Annotated in this window: 13 protein-coding genes; 1 reads left to right on the plus strand and 12 read right to left on the minus strand. The window is 70.9% G+C overall.

The features are described 5' to 3' along the window. Positions 1–8 precede the first annotated feature (8 nt). The 12 genes from ACW4TU_RS30490 to ACW4TU_RS30545 form a co-directional block, all read right to left on the minus strand. Complete coding sequence (locus ACW4TU_RS30490; protein WP_457418292.1) at positions 9–1,409, minus strand: PP2C family protein-serine/threonine phosphatase; 1,401 nt, start codon at positions 1,407–1,409, stop codon at positions 9–11. Further along, positions 1,410–3,908 (minus strand): serine/threonine-protein kinase, encoded by a 2,499-nt coding sequence (locus ACW4TU_RS30495; protein ID WP_457418294.1) that lies wholly within the window; start codon positions 3,906–3,908, stop codon positions 1,410–1,412. It lies immediately after the preceding gene. Then, complete coding sequence (locus tag ACW4TU_RS30500; RefSeq protein ID WP_457418296.1) at positions 3,908–5,233, minus strand: hypothetical protein; 1,326 nt, start codon at positions 5,231–5,233, stop codon at positions 3,908–3,910. Before ACW4TU_RS30500 ends, ACW4TU_RS30495 begins: the two co-directional genes overlap by 1 nt. 63 nt (positions 5,234–5,296) lie before the next feature. Then, positions 5,297–6,379 (minus strand): glutamate ABC transporter substrate-binding protein, encoded by a 1,083-nt coding sequence (locus tag ACW4TU_RS30505; RefSeq protein WP_457418298.1) that lies wholly within the window; start codon positions 6,377–6,379, stop codon positions 5,297–5,299. A 118-nt stretch (positions 6,380–6,497) separates the two neighbouring features. Continuing rightward, positions 6,498–7,979 (minus strand): hypothetical protein, encoded by a 1,482-nt coding sequence (locus ACW4TU_RS30510; protein WP_457418300.1) that lies wholly within the window; start codon positions 7,977–7,979, stop codon positions 6,498–6,500. 216 nt (positions 7,980–8,195) lie between these two features. Then, positions 8,196–9,167 (minus strand): N-acetylglucosamine kinase, encoded by a 972-nt coding sequence (locus ACW4TU_RS30515; RefSeq protein WP_457418302.1) that lies wholly within the window; start codon positions 9,165–9,167, stop codon positions 8,196–8,198. Next, on the minus strand, positions 9,158–10,423 hold the full coding sequence (locus tag ACW4TU_RS30520; RefSeq protein WP_457418304.1) for a 6-phospho-beta-glucosidase: 1,266 nt from the start codon (positions 10,421–10,423) through the stop codon (positions 9,158–9,160). The genes ACW4TU_RS30515 and ACW4TU_RS30520 overlap by 10 nt, the downstream gene beginning before the upstream one ends. A gap of 93 nt (positions 10,424–10,516) precedes the next feature. Beyond that, positions 10,517–11,413 carry a carbohydrate ABC transporter permease gene (locus tag ACW4TU_RS30525; protein ID WP_457418306.1) on the minus strand — a complete coding sequence of 299 codons (897 nt, stop codon included), beginning with the start codon at positions 11,411–11,413 and terminating at the stop codon, positions 10,517–10,519. Position 11,414: 1 nt separating this feature from the next. Next, positions 11,415–12,359, minus strand: coding sequence for a carbohydrate ABC transporter permease (locus ACW4TU_RS30530; RefSeq protein ID WP_457418308.1), 945 nt, complete (start codon positions 12,357–12,359; stop codon positions 11,415–11,417). Between the two features lie 2 nt (positions 12,360–12,361). Then, positions 12,362–13,699 (minus strand): ABC transporter substrate-binding protein, encoded by a 1,338-nt coding sequence (locus tag ACW4TU_RS30535; protein ID WP_457418310.1) that lies wholly within the window; start codon positions 13,697–13,699, stop codon positions 12,362–12,364. A 72-nt stretch (positions 13,700–13,771) separates the two neighbouring features. Continuing rightward, entirely contained in the window at positions 13,772–14,983 is a 1,212-nt protein-coding gene (locus ACW4TU_RS30540; RefSeq protein WP_457418312.1) for an ROK family transcriptional regulator, read from the minus strand. Positions 14,984–15,168: 185 nt separating this feature from the next. Beyond that, complete coding sequence (locus ACW4TU_RS30545; protein ID WP_457418314.1) at positions 15,169–16,272, minus strand: mechanosensitive ion channel family protein; 1,104 nt, start codon at positions 16,270–16,272, stop codon at positions 15,169–15,171. Positions 16,273–16,608: 336 nt separating this feature from the next. On the opposite strand from ACW4TU_RS30545, the gene ACW4TU_RS30550 reads away from it, so the two are divergent. Next, complete coding sequence (locus ACW4TU_RS30550; RefSeq protein WP_189148973.1) at positions 16,609–17,145, plus strand: HNH endonuclease; 537 nt, start codon at positions 16,609–16,611, stop codon at positions 17,143–17,145. Positions 17,146–17,186: the final 41 nt, after the last annotated feature.

A 17,186-nucleotide genomic window follows, 5' to 3' on the forward strand; every position in this document is an offset into this window, starting at 1 on the left:
CAGTGCCCTCAGGCCGATCCTGCCCCCTGCGACGGGGCGGGGAACGGCACGACGGCCACTGTTACGTTGTCGTGGCCCCCGCCGTCGAGCGCGTGACCGACCAGGACCTGGGCGGCGTGCAGTGGGCGTGAGGCGGCGTCCGGCGGGAGAACCTCGGCCAGCTCGTCCGCCGCCTCCGCGTAGTTCCACAGCCCGTCCGTGCACACCACCACCACGCCCGGCCGGTCCGGCTTGAAGGAAGCGGTGTGCGGCTCCAGTTCGTACGCGTCCGCGCCGAGCCAGCCCGTGATGGCGTGGGCGCGCTCGTCGGCGTACGCCTCCGCCTCGTTCATCAGGCCCGCGGCGACCATCTGCGCCGCCCACGAGTCGTCCTCGGTGAGCCGGGCCGGGGCGGTGGAGCGGTCCAGCGGCACCCAGTAGGCGCGGCTGTCGCCGACCCAGCCGACGACCAGCAGCGTCGGGGTGACGACGGAGCCCACCAGGGTGCAGGCGGGGGAGTTCTGGTGCGGGGTGTGCTCGCGGGCCCCGGCGGGCCCGTCCGCCAGCGCGTTCACGGCGTGCGAGGCGGCGATGATTGCGTCGTGCATCGCCTGCTGCGGATGGGTGCCCTGGGGCAGGGCCGCCATCAGGGAGTCGCCGGCCGCCCGGGACGCGGCGAGCGAGGCCTCGTCGGGGCGGGTCGCCGAGGAGACGCCGTCGCAGACGATCGCGACGAGCGCGGGCGTGCGGTCGGGCAGCGTGGTGTGGGAGATCGCGTACGCGTCCTCGTTGCGGTGGTGGCGCAGGCCTCGGTCGGTGACCGCGGCGAGGGGTCCGACCTCGTCCTCCATGTGGTCGCGCTCGCGCGGCTGGGCGTGCCCGCAGTTCTCGCAGTAGCCGTCGTTGTCGACACGGCCCGCGAGGCAGGCCACGCACACCTTGGTACCGGCCGGGGGCGTCGCAGTCCCGGCGGGGCGCGGGGCGGGCGCCTGGAGCGGGTACTCGTCGGGCTCACCGCCGGCGGGCCGGTCGAACCGTACGCCCGTGGCCGGGGAGTTCGGTGAGCCCGTGGGCGGCGCTCCGGGCACCGGCGAGCGGCCGGGCACCGGCGGGAGCGCGATCCCGCCCGAGTCGGTGCCCGGGAGGTCGGTGGCCAGGTGCACGGGCGCCGGCTTGCCGGAGCTGCTGGTCTCGGGTGCGTGGGGCCAGTCCACGGAAGCGGCCTCCGAAGGCGGGTGCGGCGCGGACGCGAGGGCGCCGCTCAGGGTGAGCGTCGGGGAGTCACCGGGGCGCGGGGGCACGGCCGACAGGTCGTACCCGCACGCGCCGCAGAACCGGTCGCCCGACTCGAGCGGCTCCTCGCAGTTCGGGCACCGGGACAGGGCCGTCGGCCGGGGTGGCTGAGGTGGCTGGGGCATCTGGGACATCAACTACACCCACGTCCGGGGGCGGTAACGGTTGGCGCGTTCCACCAGGTCGATCCTCTCCTCGCCGCCCTGCGCGAGCCGGGCCAGCGTGCGGTACGAGCGCTCAAGACCGAAGCGCAGACCACGCTCGTCCAGGTCGCTGCCGAGCAGCACCCGCCCCCCGACGGCAGGAGGGGCAACACCCTGGCCATGGGAGAGTATCCAGTCCAGCGCGCAGCCGAGGACTTCCGTCGACAGCTGCTCCCGCCGGACCGCGTCCAGACCGTATCCGCCGAGAGCCTCCACCTGCCCGGCGGACGCGATCAGATCGTCCAGGAACGGCGCGTCGGCGGCGACGGCGGTCCGCTGCCGCAGCCGTGCCCGTACGGCTGCCACGCGGGCCGCCGTGTAGTGGATCGAGGCCTCCGGAACCGACTCCAGCGTCTTCACGGCGCTACGGCGGTCGCCCGCCGCCAACTGGACGCGGGCCAGGCCGAACGCGGCGCTCACATAGCTCGGGTCGGTCGTCCACACCAGCCGGTAGTACTCGGCGGCGTTGTCGAGCTGCCCGAGCACCTCCGCGCACAGCCCGAGGGCCAGCTTGGGCGGGCTCTCGCCCGGGAAGGCGTCGTAGATCGCGTCGAACGACAGCGCGGCGCTCTCGTGATCGCCCGTCACCAGCGACGCCACGCCCTGGTACCAGACCACCCGCCAGTCGTCGGGCCGGTCCTCCTCCAGCCTGACCAGCGACTCCAGGGCGGTCGCGGCGTCCCCGTTCTCCAGCCGGGCCCGCACCTCCCGCAGCCGGGTCTCCGTCGACTGCGCCGGGACCACCGCGAGGGCGGCGATCAGCTCCCCGGCCGCCGAGGCCAACAGCCCTGCCAGGAAGCCCGCGTTGGGGTCGGTCGGGTCGACGCGGGGCACGGGCAGCGCGAGCGCGGCTGCGGCGGCGTCGATGGGCCTGACGAGCCGCGGGGCGCCGGTGAGGGCCCTGGTGGTGCCGCCGATGGCGGGAGCGGCCGGCGGCGCGGACTTCTTCCGGGGCGTCGCCACGCGTGCCCCCAGCCTCGACACCTCCCCGTCCAGCACGCCGAACAACTCCGAGTCCGTGACCTTCACCTCGGGCCCGAACAGCGTCGACAGCGCGGGCCGGGCCCGCCCCGTCTGGAGCGACACGACCTCGCGCAGTACGCCCGTCAGCTGCTCGGACATCTCCTGCGCGGACGCGAACCGGCGGGCCGGGTCGGGGTCGGTGGCGCGGACCAGGAGCCGGTAGAACGACTCGTACTGGCGGAAGACCTCGATGTGGTCGGGGTCGGGCAGGGAGTCCACGAACACGTTCGTGTAGCCCTGGAAGTCGAACGTCATGACAGCGAGCGTGCGTGCGACCGTGTACAGGTCGGACGCCACCGACGGGCCGACCTCCGCGACCTCCGGCGCCTGGTAGCCGACCGTGCCGTAGATGGCCGACTCGTCGTCGTCCATTCTGCGGACCGCGCCCATGTCGATCAGCTTCAGCTGGTCCTCGGTCTGGATCGCGTTGTCGACCTTGAAGTCGCAGTACAGCAGGTTGCGGCTGTGCAGATGGCCGAGGGCTTCGAGCGCCTCGATGCCGTACGCGCACGCCTGTTCCACCGGCAGCGGGTCCCGCTTCCCGGCCGGGGTGCGGCGGTCGTTGGCGATCTCCTTCAGGGACTTGCCGCCGACGTACTCCATGACGATGTAGCCGTCGAGGGAGCCCGTGCGCTGGTCGAGATGCTCGACGAAGTTGTAGATCCGCACGATGTTGGCGTGCTCGATCTCCGCGAGGAAGCGCCGCTCGGAGATCGCGGCGGCCATCGCGTCCTGGTCCCCGGTGTCCAGCAGGCCCTTGAGGACCACCCACCGGTCGGACACGGCCCGGTCCACGGCGAGGTAGACCCAGCCGAGGCCGCCGTGCGCCAGACAGCCCACCACCTCGTACTGGCCGCGCACGATGTCACCGGTGTGCAGCTTCGGCGTGAACGAGTACGGGTGCCCGCACTTCGTGCAGAACCCCTCCGTACGCCCCGGCCGGCCCTCGCCGCGCGCCCGCCCCACCGGCGCCCCGCAGTCGGAGCGCGAGCAGAACCGCTTGCGCTCGGGCACCTCCGGGTTGTCCAGCACCATCGCGCGCGGGTCGGGCCGCGGCACACCCGGCACCTCGACCAGGCCCGCGCCGAGCCGGCCGCGCCCGGTGGACCCGGCGCTCGAACCGGAGCTGCGCACCGACACCGAACGGCCCGTCGCCTTCCCCGACGTGGACCGCGACAGCCGGCCGGAGACCGAGCGGCGGGACTGCGAGGAGCGGGAGGTGCGGGAGGTCCGGGCGGAGAGGGCAGACGCACGGGAAGCCGCCGAGGCCGAGGACGAACCGGCCATGCCGCCGGCCGACACGACCGGCGCGAGGCCGCACGTGTCGCAGTACAGCTCGCCGCCGCCCATGTCCTCGTAAGAGCCCTCGCAGTCGGGCCGCTGGCACTTCTGCTGTTCGGATCCGGTCATCAGTGGTCCCCCCTCCGGTCACTGGGTCCGGCCTGGCCGGGCACCCGCGGGCCGCCGAAGTACTCGGCGGCGGCCTGCTGGTAGCGCAGCACGGCCTGCTCGGCGACCCGCAGGTCGCAGGGCGCGCTCCACAGCATGCGGCGCGCCGCGTCGTACCGCTCGATCAGCAGCGGGTCCTCCGCGAGACCGTGCCGGGCGACCTTCGCCCGGTACGCGTCGAGCCGGCCGCGCAACTCCGCGCGGACCGCCAACGGCTGGGTGACCGCCGTCAACGACTCGCGGGCGCGCATCAGTTCGTCCTCCGCCTTCGCCTCCAGCGACTCCAGGAGCGGCGAGAGCCGGTGCCACTGGGCGTGTCTGCGGTAGTCGGCGGCCATCGACAGCTGCTCCTGCAACGCCGTGGGCGGGCCGCTGACGGCGGGCACCTCCGACGCGGCGATCTTCGCCAGCACCTCACCGCGGGCGCTGCGCGCCTCGGCGAGGGTGCGGTCCGCGCGGGACAGCAGGTCGCGCAGCTTCATGAGCCGTGCCTCCGAGTCCTGGCGGACCGTCAGCACGGCGTCGATCTCCCGGCGTACGTCCTCCAGGGCGCGCGCCTCCCGGTCGTACACCGTGGTGTCCGGACGGCCGCCGCCGGGCGCCGAACTGCCCTGCGCGGGCAGCCAGAACGCGAGCGGGTCGGAGATCACCCGCTCGCGCAGGGCGGTCAGGGTGCGGGTGATGCGCTCCAGGTCGTCGCCCGCCGGGTGCTCGCCGGGGCGTACGCCCACGGAGTGCGCCAGCTGGCGGGTGCGCTGCAGCTCCGCGGCCAGTAGATCTATCCGCGCGGGCAGGGCCGACCAGACGGCGTCGGCGGTGACGACCATGTCCAGCGAGGTCGCGTACAGCTCGTTCATCCGCTCCACCAGGGCGGCCAGGGAGTACTGGTGGCTGAGCTTCCCGGTGCCGTGCAGGGTGGGCGCGTTGGCCGTCGCCGTCGCGCTGCCCGCGACCGTGACGCACTCGCCGCGCAGCAGCTCCGTCAGCTCCACCAGGTCCTCCCGGCTGGACCAGCGGCGGCGCGAACGGATGTCACGGGCGGCGTGGAACGTGTCCGAGTACGCGTCGAAGTACGCCCACAGCAGCGTGATCGACGCGTCGGCGGACGTCCAGCGCTCCTTGGTCGTGCCGGCGAGCTCGGCGCCTTCGAGGAGTCGGCGGCCCGCGTGGTCCTGGAGGGCGAGGAGCGAGGTCTCGATCGCCTCGTGCTCCGCGCCGAGCCGCGCCAGCGCACGGTCCACCTCGTCCCGGTCCATCACCGGCCCGGTGGCTCCCGTGACGCCCATCGATCACCTCGACTACTCGTGTGGTTGGCTCGTTCGTTCGGCTCGCTGATCGGTCGGTGAACGTCAGTTCTTGTAGTGGGGCAGCGGCGGCTTCGCCGACTCCGATGTGCTGCCGAGGGTCGGAGACAGCCACTTGTCGTACGACGCCTGCCAGCCGCCGTCGGCGATGTACTGCTTCAGTATGAGATTGACCCGGGCCGCCAGGTCGTTCGCACCCTTCTTCACCGCCACGCCGTAGTAGTCGGTGGTGAACGTGTCGCCCTTCAGCTCCACCGTCGGGTCCTGCGCCGCCTGGCTCGCGGCGAGCGCGCCGTCGGTCACCACCGCGTCCACCTGGCCGAGCTGGAGCCGGACGAGACAGTCGAGCTGGCTGGGGACGACCGTCCCGATGTCGGAGGTGGCGACCCCGGTCTTCTTCGCCGCCCGGTCCGTCTTCAGTTGCTCGAGTGCCGTGGAGCCCTCCGCCGAGCAGATCCGCTTGCCGGCGAGTGTCTTGTCGTATCCCTTGATCGAGGACTTCTTGGGCGCGAGGACCTGCTGGCCGGTGAGGAAGTACGGAGCGGAGAACGCCACGTCCTCCAGGCGCTTGCAGGTGATCGTCATCGTGCGGACGATCATGTCGACGCGGCCGGCCTTGATCGCCGGGATGCGCTGGTTGGTCGGGATGGCCTTGAACTGGACCGCGTTCTCGTCGCCGAGGATGTCCTTCGCTATCCGGTGGACCAGGTCGATGTCGAAGCCCTCCAGCTCCGCCGACTTGCCGCCGTTCGGATCGCGGTAGCCCCAGCGGTAGCTGTTCTGGTCGACGCCGACGATCAGCCGCGGGTCCTTACGGGCCTTGATCGCCGCGATCGTCTTCCCGTCCACCGGGGACGGATCCGGGCTCTGGTCCTGCGGGTTCCCGCACTCCGCCGCGGCCCTCGCCTGGATGCCCTCGGCGACGCCCTGCCCACCCGTCTCCGTACCGCCGTCGCCGGGCGACTGGGTCAGCGGGAGCAGCAGCGCGAAGGTCACCGCGAGGGCGCAGACGGCCGCCATCGCTCCCACACCGCCCCAGCCCCGCAGCCCGGCACGCAGAGCCCGGAGACCGGCCCGCAGGACCTGGAGACCGGTGCGCGGACTCCGCGGAAGCCGCTGTGCGTTCATCGTCCCGCCCCCTCTCATCGCCCGAACTCCCTTGCCGCCGCACTCCCTTGTGCTGCTTCGTGTTGCTGCTGTGCTGCTTCGAACCGCGTCCGTACTGTTCTTACCTCTTCGCACCGCATCAGCGGTACTCCGACAGCCTGCGCCCGATGCCGAGTACCGCGCCCGCCGCGCCCAGCAGCCCGAGGGCCGCGGCGCCCAGCGGGAGGCCGATCATCGCGTCGCGGCCGTCCCTGGCCGACTGCTGGAACTCCGTCTGCTCATGCCCGATCGCCGTCTTCAGGGCCTTGTCGACGCTGTCGAAGCACTCGCCGGTCGGCTTGTCGCTCTTGTCCCCTATGACGCGGGCGAGCGCCTGCTGGAAGTCACCCGACTCGTACGCCGTCTGCGCCTCGTCGTGGCGTTTCTTCCACTCCTCCATGCCGCCGACGGCCGAGGTGACCGGCTGTTTGCCCGTAGGGTCGTCGGCGAGGTTCTCGGCCTCGGCCAGGCCCTTGCCGAGCGCGCTCATGTCGCCCTCGAAGTCGTGGTCGTAGGCGTCGACGACCTTGCCGTTCTTCAGCTCGACCGTCTCCGCGCCGCGCGCCACCAGCGTCAGGTTCTCGTTGCCGCGGGCCTTGAGGGAGGCGATCCGGGCGTCGTGCAGCACGTTCAGCGAGCGGATGCCGTGGTCGTAGGAGTCATTGAGCCCCGAGCGGGCGAAACTCTGTCCGGCGACCAGCCACAGCAGGACGACCGTCGCGGTGGCCGTCGCCGCCACCAGACCGTGGTTCAGCACCCGGTTCGTACGCCGGTAGTTGCGCCGCTGGGCCCAGACGAGGGCGCCGAGCACGGCGACGCCGAGGCCGATCGACGCCCATGGGTACGAGGTCGCGTCCGCGTAGTCGGAGCGCAGCCGCTGGTTCTCCTTGGCGTAGAGCTTCTCCGCCTGCGGGAGCATCCGGTCCTGCATCGTCTCGTTCGCCAGCCGCAGGTACGAGCCGCCGACCGGGAAGCCGAGCCGGTTGTTGGCACGGGCCCGCTCGATGTAACCGGTGTACTCCGACAGCAGCTTGTTGAGATCGGCGATGGTCGTCGCGGACTCGGAGTCCGGCTCGGAGTTGGTCGCGGCGGCGGAGAGCTTGGCCGCGGCGTTGCGGATGTCCGTCTGGTAGCGCTCGCGGGAGGCCGGCGTCTCGTCACCGCCGGCCAGGAAACCGCTGGAGGCGGCGGTGTTGGCGTCCGCGAGGGAGCTGTAGATGTCCGCGGCGGCCGAGCTGAGGGGCTGGCTGTTGTTCAGCACGTCGTCCGCGGCGGACGAACGGTCGGTCATCTGCCAGGCGGTGACCGCACCGAACGCGACGACGAGCACGGCGAGCAGGGCGCCGATGATCCGCAGCCGCCCCGGTTCGGTGGTCGCGGCGGCCCGCAGCTGGTCGACGCCCTCGGCAAAGGCGGTACGGCGCGGGGGCTGGGGGACACCGGGAGCGGGACCCCTGCCCGGCTGGGAGGGGATGGCGGGCAGGCCCGAGGCGGCAGACGTGCCGGACACGCCTGACGGGTCGGGCGAGCCCGGCGCCGGTGGTGCCGCACTGCTCGTAGCTGTCACTGTGACCTCCCCCATGGTCATCCGTCACCGCCAGTATCGCCCCCGGCACTGACAATCCGCACCGGCCTTGACTGGATCTTGATCGGATCGCAGTGCGGCGGCGTTGTGTCGCAGTGGGTGGTGTGGTGCCGGGGCGCGCCGCCATGCATTCGGATACATACGCGCTTCCCGCACCACCCCTCTGCCCATGAATACGCCGGAGGAATCTGTTCGGTTCCCGTACGAAGCAGGTCAGACCTCGTAGAAGTGTCGTACGCGCGCGTGCACCTCCGCCGGGGCGTTCGTGTGATCCAGGCCGAGCAGCGCCGCCCCCAGCACGGGCCGTGCCGTCACCACCCGGGCGAAGGCCTTGGGGGCCCGCGCGGCCAGCAGCTCGGTGACGCGGTCCGTCAACCGGGCGTGCTGGGCCGCGAGGACACCCCCGCCCAGCAGAACCGGGGTCTCCTCCTCGAGGAGACCGAGGCGGTCCAGTGCGACCACGGCCATGGCCACCACCTCGTCGGCCAGCCGGTCCACCAGCGCGCACGCCACCGGGTCACCGTCCGCCGCCGTGGCGAACAGCACCGGCGTCAGCTCGTGGCGCCGGGCGTTGTCGACGCCCCCCAGGTGCAGGGCCTCGATCAGCGCGTACATGGAGGTGAGCCCGAAGTGGGCGGGCAGGGTGGACACCAGGGCCGTGGGACCGCCCCGCCCGTCCTCCGCCCGCGCCGCATGCCACATGGCCTCCTCCGCCAGGCCCCAGCCACCGCCCCAGTCGCCGGAGACCCGCCCCAGCGCGGGGAACCGGGCCGTGCGGCCGTCCGGGGTCATCCCCACGCAGTTGATGCCGGCGCCACAGACGACGGCGACCCCGCGCGGCTCGGTGATCCCGGCCCGCAGGATCGCGAAGGTGTCGTTGCGTACGTCGACACTCGCGCCCCACGCGCGCGCGTGCAGCGCGGCGGCGAACTGCCGCTCCTCCACGGGGAAGTCGGCGTTCGCCAGACACGCCGAGACCCGGTCGACGGACGAGACCCCGGCTGCGGTGAACGCCTCGGCGACGGCGTCGGCCAGCCCGGAGACCGCCGTGTCAAGACCGTCGGCCGGCGGCCGGAACCCTCCGCCCCGCGCGGTGGCCAGCACCTCCCCGTCGGCCGCGACCACCGCCACGTCGGTCTTGCTGTTGCCCGCGTCGATGGCGAGGACGTGTGCGGTCATGCCCACGCGAGATGCTCCCGGTTGTGCGCGATCAGGGTGTCGGTGAGGGTGTCGGCGTAGTCGTACTGGCCGACGAGCGGATGTGCGAGCAGTGCCCGGAAGACCCGGTTGCGCCCGCCGTGCAGAGCGGCCTCCAGGGCCAGTTCCTCGTAGGCGGTGACGTTGGCGATCAGCCCCGCGTACAGGGGGTCGACAGCCGGGACGGCCAAGGGAGTGGCCCCCTGGCGGCCCACGGCGGCCTGCGTCTCGATGACCGCGTCGTCCGGCAGGAACGGCAGCGTGCCCTTGTTGTACGTGTTCACCACCTGGTAGGGACTGCCGCCCGCGCCCAGCAGCGACGCGGCCAGATCCACGGCGGCCTCCGAGTAGAAGGCGCCCCCGCGCTTGGCCAGCAGCTCCGGTTTCTCGGCCAGGGCCGGATCGCCGTACATGCGCAGCAGTTCCTCCTCCATCGCCGCCACCTCTGCCGCCCGGGAGGGCTTGGTGCGCAGTTCCCGTACGACGTCGTCGTGGGCGTAGTAGTAGCGCAGGTAGTAGGAGGGGACCGTCTCCAGGCGGTCGAGGACCGAGCGCGGAAGACGGAGGTCGTCGGCGATCCGGTCGCCGTGTTCGGTGAGCAGCCGGGGGAGGACGTCCTCGCCCTCGGGGCCGCCGAGCCGGACGCCCGTCTCCCAGGTGAGGTGGTTGAGGCCCACGTGCTCCAGGTGGATGTCGGCCGGGGTCACCCCCAGCAGGGCGGCGAACTTCCGCTGGAAGCCGATCGCCACGTTGCACAGGCCCACCGTCTTGTGGCCGGCCTCCAGCAGGGCGCGGGTGACGATGCCCACCGGGTTGGTGAAGTCGATGATCCAGGCGTCCGGGTTGGTGCGGCGGACGCGCTCGGCGATGTCCAGGACCACCGGCACCGTGCGCAGCGCCTTGGCGAGGCCGCCCGCGCCGGTCGTCTCCTGGCCGACGCAGCCGCACTCCAGCGGCCAGGTCTCGTCCTGCTGCCGTGCTGCCTGGCCGCCGACGCGCAGTTGGAGCAGGACGGCGTCGGCGCCCTCGACGCCCTGGTCCAGGTCGTCGGTCGTGACGATCCGCCCGGGATGCCCCTGCTTGGCGAAGATGCGCCGGGCGAGCCCGCCGACCAGCTCCAGGCGTTCGGCGGCCGGGTCGACGAGCACCAGCTCCTCGATGGGCAGGGTGTCCCGCAACCGCGCGAAACCGTCGATGAGTTCGGGCGTGTAGGTCGAACCGCCGCCGACCACGGTGAGTTTCACTGAGAGTTCCCTTGCTTTCGGGCGCCGGTGGCGTCGCTGTTCATCGGCCGGGGGTCCGGGGGTCGTCCCCCGGGGAGACACAGCATGTAGCGATCAACCCTTTACGCCGGTGAGAGTGACGCCTTCGACGAACGCCTTCTGGGCGAAGAAGAACACGAGGAGCACGGGGGCCAGGACCAGCACGGTCGCGGCCATGGTGAGGTTCCAGTCGGTGTGGTGGGCGCCCTTGAAGGACTCCAGGCCGTAGGACAGGGTCCACGCGCCCGGGTTCTCGGAGGCGTAGATCTGGGGGCCGAAGTAGTCGTTCCAGGCGTTGAAGAACTGGAACAGGGCGATGGCGGCGATGCCGGGCTTCGCCATCGGCAGGATGACCTTCAGCAGGGTGCGCAGATCACTGCAGCCGTCCACCTTCGCGGCGTCCACGTACTCGCCCGGGATCGTCATCAGGAACTGGCGCAGCAGGAAGATCGAGAACGCGTCGCCGAACGCCAGCGGGATGATCATCGGCCACAGCGTGCCGGACAGGTCCAGCTGCTTCGCCCAGAACAGGTACATCGGGATGACGACCACCTGGGGCGGCAGCATCATCATCGAGATCACCAGCATGAGCGTCAGGTTCCGGCCCCGGAAGCGGAACTTGGCGAGCGCGTACGCCACGGGGACGGAGGACACGACGGTCAGGACGGTGCCGAGACCGGCGTAGATCAGGGTGTTCTTCCACCAGGTGAGGAAGCCGGGGGTGTCGAAGACCTTGCGGTAGTTGGACCACTCCCAGGTGTGCGGGATCAGGTCCCGGCTGAGTGCCTGCGAGTCGCTCATCAGCGAGGTCAGGAACACGAACACGAAGGGCAGGGTGAAGAAGAGGGCCGCCGCGACGCCGAGGGAGTGGACCGCGATCCATTCCAGGAACGCCTTGCGGCGGGCCGTGCGCTCGGCGGGCGTGGCGGAGGATGCCTTCGACTCCACGGGCCGTTCCAGTAGTTGGGTCATGTCAGTCACCTGCCTGGATGAGACCGCCCCGGCGCCGCATCAGCAGCGCGGTGAACGCCATCGAGAGGGCGAACAGCACCAGGGCGACGACACAGGCGGAGCCGTAGTCGAAGCGCTGGAAGCCGAGGTTGTAGACGAGTTGGGGGAGGGTGAGTGTGGAGTGCTCGGGGTAGCCGGGCTCGAACGACGTGCCCGCGCCCTGGATCACACCCGAGGCGACCTTTCCGGCGACCAGGGGCTGGGTGTAGTACTGCATCGCCCCGATGACGCCGGTGACCACGGCGAACATGATGATCGGCGAGATGTTCGGCAGCGTGACGTACCGGAACCGCTGCCAGGGCGTCGCGCCGTCCAGTTCCGCCGCCTCGTACTGCTCCCTCGGTACGTCGAGCAGCGCGGCCATGAAGATCACCATCAGGTCGCCGATGCCCCACAGGGCCAGCATCGTGAGCGCCGGCTTGGACCAGGTGGGGTCGTTGAACCAGCCCGGGGCCGGGATGCCGATCTTCTCCAGGATGGAGTTGACCGGTCCCGTACCGGGGTTGAGGAGGAACGCGAACGCCATCGTCGCGGCGACCGGCGGGGCGAGGTAGGGCAGGTAGAAGAGGGTGCGGAAGACGCCCGTACCCGCCTTGATCTTCGTGATGAGCATGCCGATCCCGAGTCCGAACAGGACACGGAGGGTCACCATGATCACGACCAGCCACAGGGTGTTGCGCAGGGCGGGCCAGAAGAAGGGGTAGGACTCGAAGACGTACTTCCAGTTCTTCGTTCCGCTCCAGGTCGGCGGCTTGAAGCCGTCGTAGTGCATGAACGAGAAGTAGACCGTCGAGATCATCGGGTACGCGAAGAAGACCGTGAAACCGATGATCCAGGGCGAGAGGAAGGCGAGGGTGCGCAGCCTCGAACGCCGGTGCTTGGCCCGCAGGGTGTAGGTGGCGGCCATGGCTACTTCGCCTGCGCGATGTCCGTGTCGATCTGCGCCGCCGCCTTCTTCAGGCCCGCCCGCAGGTCGGTGACCTTGCCGCTCTCGTAGTCGTAGCCGAGCTGCTGGATGGTGGTGAGGTAGACGCCGCCGTTGATCGAGGCCGGCGAGGTGGACGAGTTGGGGTCCGCGGCGATGTCGAGGAAGGTCTTGAAGCGTGGGTCGTACTTCAGCTTCGGGGACTTCAGCGCCGCGAGCGTGGAGGGCACGTTGTGGATCGCGTTGGAGAAGCCGACCACGGCGTCCGTGTCGGTGGTGATGTACTTCACCAGTTCCCAGGCCGCGTTCTGCTTCTTGCTGGTGGCGGCGATGCCCGCGATGGTGCCGGTGATGTAGCCCTTGCCGTACTGGTCGGCCTGGTCGTCGGGCACGGGCAGCGGGGCGACGCCTATCTCGAAGTCGGGCTTCGCGTCCAGCGCCATGCCCAGACGCCATTCGCCGTCGAGCTGCATGGCCACCTGGCCGGTCTGGAAGGGGTGCTTGGGGCCCCACTCGTCACCGAGGCTGGAGCGGAACCTCTCCAGCTTCTTGAAGCCGCCGAGGTCGTCGACCAGCTTCTTCTGCACGGCGAAGGCGTCGGCGACGGCCGGGTCGGTGGCGACCGTCGACTTGCCGGACGTGTCGAAGTACGTCGGCCCGAACTGGCCCATGTAGTGCTCGGTGGTCGTCTCCCAGCCGTGGTAGTCCGGCATGAAACCGAGCTGCTTGTACGTGTCGCCCTGGGGAACTGTCAGCTTCTTGGCGTCGGCCTCGAACTCGGACCAGGTCTTGGGCGGGCTGGTGATGCCGGCCGCCTTGAAGGCGGTCTTGTTGTAGTACAGGCCGTAGGCGTCGCCGAGCAGCGGGACGGCGCAGCGGTTGCCCTCGTACTGGGTGTACTCGCTCATCGCCTTCGGGATGGTCGTCGCCGGGTCGACGCCCGCCTTCTCGAAGAGCGGGTTGAGGTCGACCAGCGCGCCCGACGAGCAGAACTTGCCGACGCCGTTGGTGGTGAACGACGAGATCACGTCGGGCGCCTTGCTGCCGCCCGCGCGCAGCGCCTGGTTCATCTTGTCGTCGGTCATGTTGCCGACGACGTTCACATGGATGTTGGGGTGGGCCTTCTCGAAGCCGGCGATCAGCGCCTTCACGCCCGCCACCTCGTTCGGCGCGCTCCAGGCGTGCCAGAAGGTGAGGGTCGTGTCCTTGGTGGCGTCGTCCTGGCCGCCCGAGGAGGACTGGCCCGTACAGGCCGTGGCGAGGAGGGCCGTCGAGGCGGAAACGGCGAGTGCGGCGACGACTTTTCTTGATATTCCGGGCATGGCGAGGTCTCCCAGGGAAGGGCGAAGCAGGGCACGGGACTGGTGAGGGGTGGAACAGGAAGTGGAGGGTGCTCAGCGGGAGGTGTCGAAGACCTCGTCGCGGGTGGTCGCGAGGGCGCTTTCCAGCGCGCCTCGCAGCACGGGGTGTTCGCGTACGTCGCCCACGACCAGCCGGGGCCGGGCCGCGGCCAGTTCCTCCAGCTCGGCCTGGACCAGAGCGCGCAAGGGTTCGCCGCCGGCGGTGAGGGAGGCGCCGCTGAGGACGACGAGTTCGGGGTCGAGGACGGAGACGAGCGAGGCCAGACCGGTGGCCAGGCCGGTCGCGTACGTTTCGAGGAGCCGCCGGTGGGGCCCCGCGTCGATGTCGGCGGCCTCGGCGACGAGGGCTGCGGCGACCTCGGCGTACGGGCCGTTCGGGACGGGGCTGATGCCCAGCTCGCGGGCGAGCCGGGGGATGACCTGCGAACCGGCCAGCTCCTGATAGCCGCCGCTGCCGGCCCTGCTGACCTGCCGGACGAGGGGTGTGCCCGGCACGGGCAGGAAGCCGACCTCGCCGGCGCCGCCGGTCCAGCCGCGGTGCAGCCGGCCGCCGAGGACGAGCGCGGCACCGAGTCCGCCCTCGTTCCAGAGCAGTACGAAGTCGTCGTGCCCTCTGGCCGCGCCGAGCCGTTGTTCGGCGATGGCGACGAGGTTCACGTCGTTCTCGTACTCCACCGGCATCGGCAGCGCGGCGGCGAGTTCGTCGAGGAGGGCCGGGGAGTGCCAGCCGGGGAGGTGGGCGGCGTAGCGCAGTCGGCCGGTACCCGGGTCGAAGGCGCCCGGCGTCCCGATGACGAGCCGCCGGAGATCGCCCCGGGCCAGCCCGGCCGCCTTGACGGCACCGTCCAGGGCGTCGGTGACCTGTTGGACGACGGGCCTGGCGGGGCGTTTGCCGGGGGTGGGCAGGGCGTACTCGCCCACGGTCCGGCCGGTGATGTCGGCGACCGCGGCGAGGACACGTTCGGGGGTGACGTCGAGCCCGGCGGCGTACGCGGCGGTCGGGTTGACCTCGTACAGCTGGGCGTTGGGGCCGGGGCGGCCCTCGGTGGTGCCGGTCGCCAGTACGAGCCCCGCCGCTTCCAGGCGGGCGAGGAGCTGTGAGGCGGTCGGCTTGGAGAGACCGGTGAGCTTGCCGATCCGGGTGCGGGACAGGGGACCGTGCTCCAGGAGGAGGTCCAGGGCGGCCCGGTCGTTCATGGCGCGCAGGACGCGAGGGGTGCCGGGCGTGCCTGCGGTTCCTGCCATGGGTGACTGCACCTGCCTTTCCGTGCCCAGCTTTTCACAACGGCGATGACTGTTAGGAAGGTTTCCTATCGGATGGCGAGAAGATAGAACCGGACCAAGGGGGACGTCAAGGGGCAATGAGAAAAGGCGGCGCCCCGAATCGGGGGCGCCGCCTCTCGTGCCGGCTGCTTCGTGTTTCGTGCCGGTTACCTGGCTGTTCGCGCCGGTGTGATCGGGGAGGCCGCCTCTGCCTGCGGGGAGCCGGTGTTCGAGTACACCGAGGGGGCCGCGACCGCTGCCGTCGGGTCCAGGGGCTCCTCCTCCGGGATGACCGTGGTGCCGCCGACGATGCGGATGCCCGCCGCGTCCAGGGACCGCTTGACGCGCCAGCGCAGTTCGCGCTCCACGGTCAGGGACTTGCCCGGCATCGTCTTCGCCGTGAGGCGGATCACCATCGAGTCCAGGAGGACGCTGTCCAGGCCCAGGATCTCGACCGGGCCCCACAGCAGCTCGTTCCAGGGCTCCTCCCGGCTCATCTTCTCGCTGACCTCGGCGAGGTTGGCCTTCAGTCGCTCCAGGTCCTCGTCGGCGCGGACGGTCACGTCGACGCCGGCCGTCGCCCAGCCCTGGGAGAGGTTGCCGATGCGCTTGACCTCGCCGTTTCGGACGTACCAGATCTCGCCCTGGTCGCCGCGCAGCTTCGTCACACGCAGGCCCACCTCTATCACCTCGCCCGACGCCACCCCCGCGTCGATCGTGTCGCCGACGCCGTACTGGTCCTCCAGGATCATGAACACGCCGGAGAGGAAGTCCGTCACCAGGTTGCGGGCGCCGAAACCGATCGCCACGCCCGCGACACCGGCGGAGGCCAGCAGCGGGGCCAGGTTGATCTGGAAGGCCGAGAGGACCATCAGGGCCGCGGTGCCCAGGATGATGAAGCTCGCCACCGAGCGCAGTACGGAGCCGATCGCCTGGGAGCGCTGACGGCGGCGCTCGACATTGACCAGCAGGCTGCCCAGCGCCGTGCCGCCGGCCGGGCCGTCGGCCGCCTGGACCGTGCGGTTCATGCGGTCTATCAGCTTGGTGATCGCCCGCCGTACGGCCACTCTCAGTGCCACCGCGATCACCAGGATCAGCAGGACCTTGAGGCCGATGGCCAGCCAGGTGGACCAGTTCTGCTCGACCCAGCTGGCGGCGTTCGTCGCGCTCTCCTGGGCGTCCTGGAGAGATGGGACCAACGCGGTCGGTGACTCCGTGGGAGTCGGTGACGGCGACGATCCGGCGGCGAGCAGGACGGCGGACAAGGACACGGGGGGTACCTCCAAGCGGCCTGCCCCCGGTACGGATGGTTATGGCGGTCGGCTCGACGGTGAGCTCGTTCATTCAGGTCACGGAAAGGTCACCGGAAGGGCAGATCCACCACACTAACGGGGCAACGTGAGCGGATCGGCGCGATGTTCGAGGGAGAGACCCTGCTCACCTGGGGATGAAGAGGGTGTGGTCCCGGGTCATGAACGCAATGTGTGGTCGAAAACACTCCCAGCCCGTTACCGGGACGTGGTGGCGCAGCCGCCGGGCGAGAGGGGAGACTGACTACAGATCGTCCCGGCGCGAGCCACGTGCCGCCGACGCCCAAGGAGGCATCCGTGCCGCATGTCCTGGTACTCAACGCGTCGTACGAGCCACTCGGCGTCGTACCGCTCCGCCGCGCGCTCGTCCTCGTCCTGGAGAACAAGGCTGTCTCCCTGGAGGAGTCGGGCGCCTTCATGCACAGCGCGACCGTTACTGTCCCCGCACCCAGCGTGGTCCGGCTGAAGAGGTTCGTACGGGTCCCTTACCGGGGGCCCGTTCCACTGACCCGTAGGGCGCTGTTCGCCCGCGACGGCGGCAGGTGCATGTACTGCGGCGCCGCCGCGACCAGCGTCGACCATGTCATCCCGCGGTCCCGAGGCGGTCAGCACCGCTGGGACAACGTGGTGGCGTCGTGCCGTCGCTGCAACCACACCAAGGCCGACCGCCATCTCTTCGAGATCGGCTGGCGGCTGCGCCACAAACCCGCCCCGCCCACAGGTCTCGCCTGGCGCATCATCGGCACCGGGCACAGGGACCCGCGCTGGCTGCCATACCTGCAGCCGTACGGCGCGGACGACGCGATGGCCCGGATCGACGGCATCTCAGCCTGACGTCCGGGCTTTCATATACCTGAATACGGCCTGAATACAGC

This window comes from Streptomyces kryoterrae (assembly GCF_054072135.1).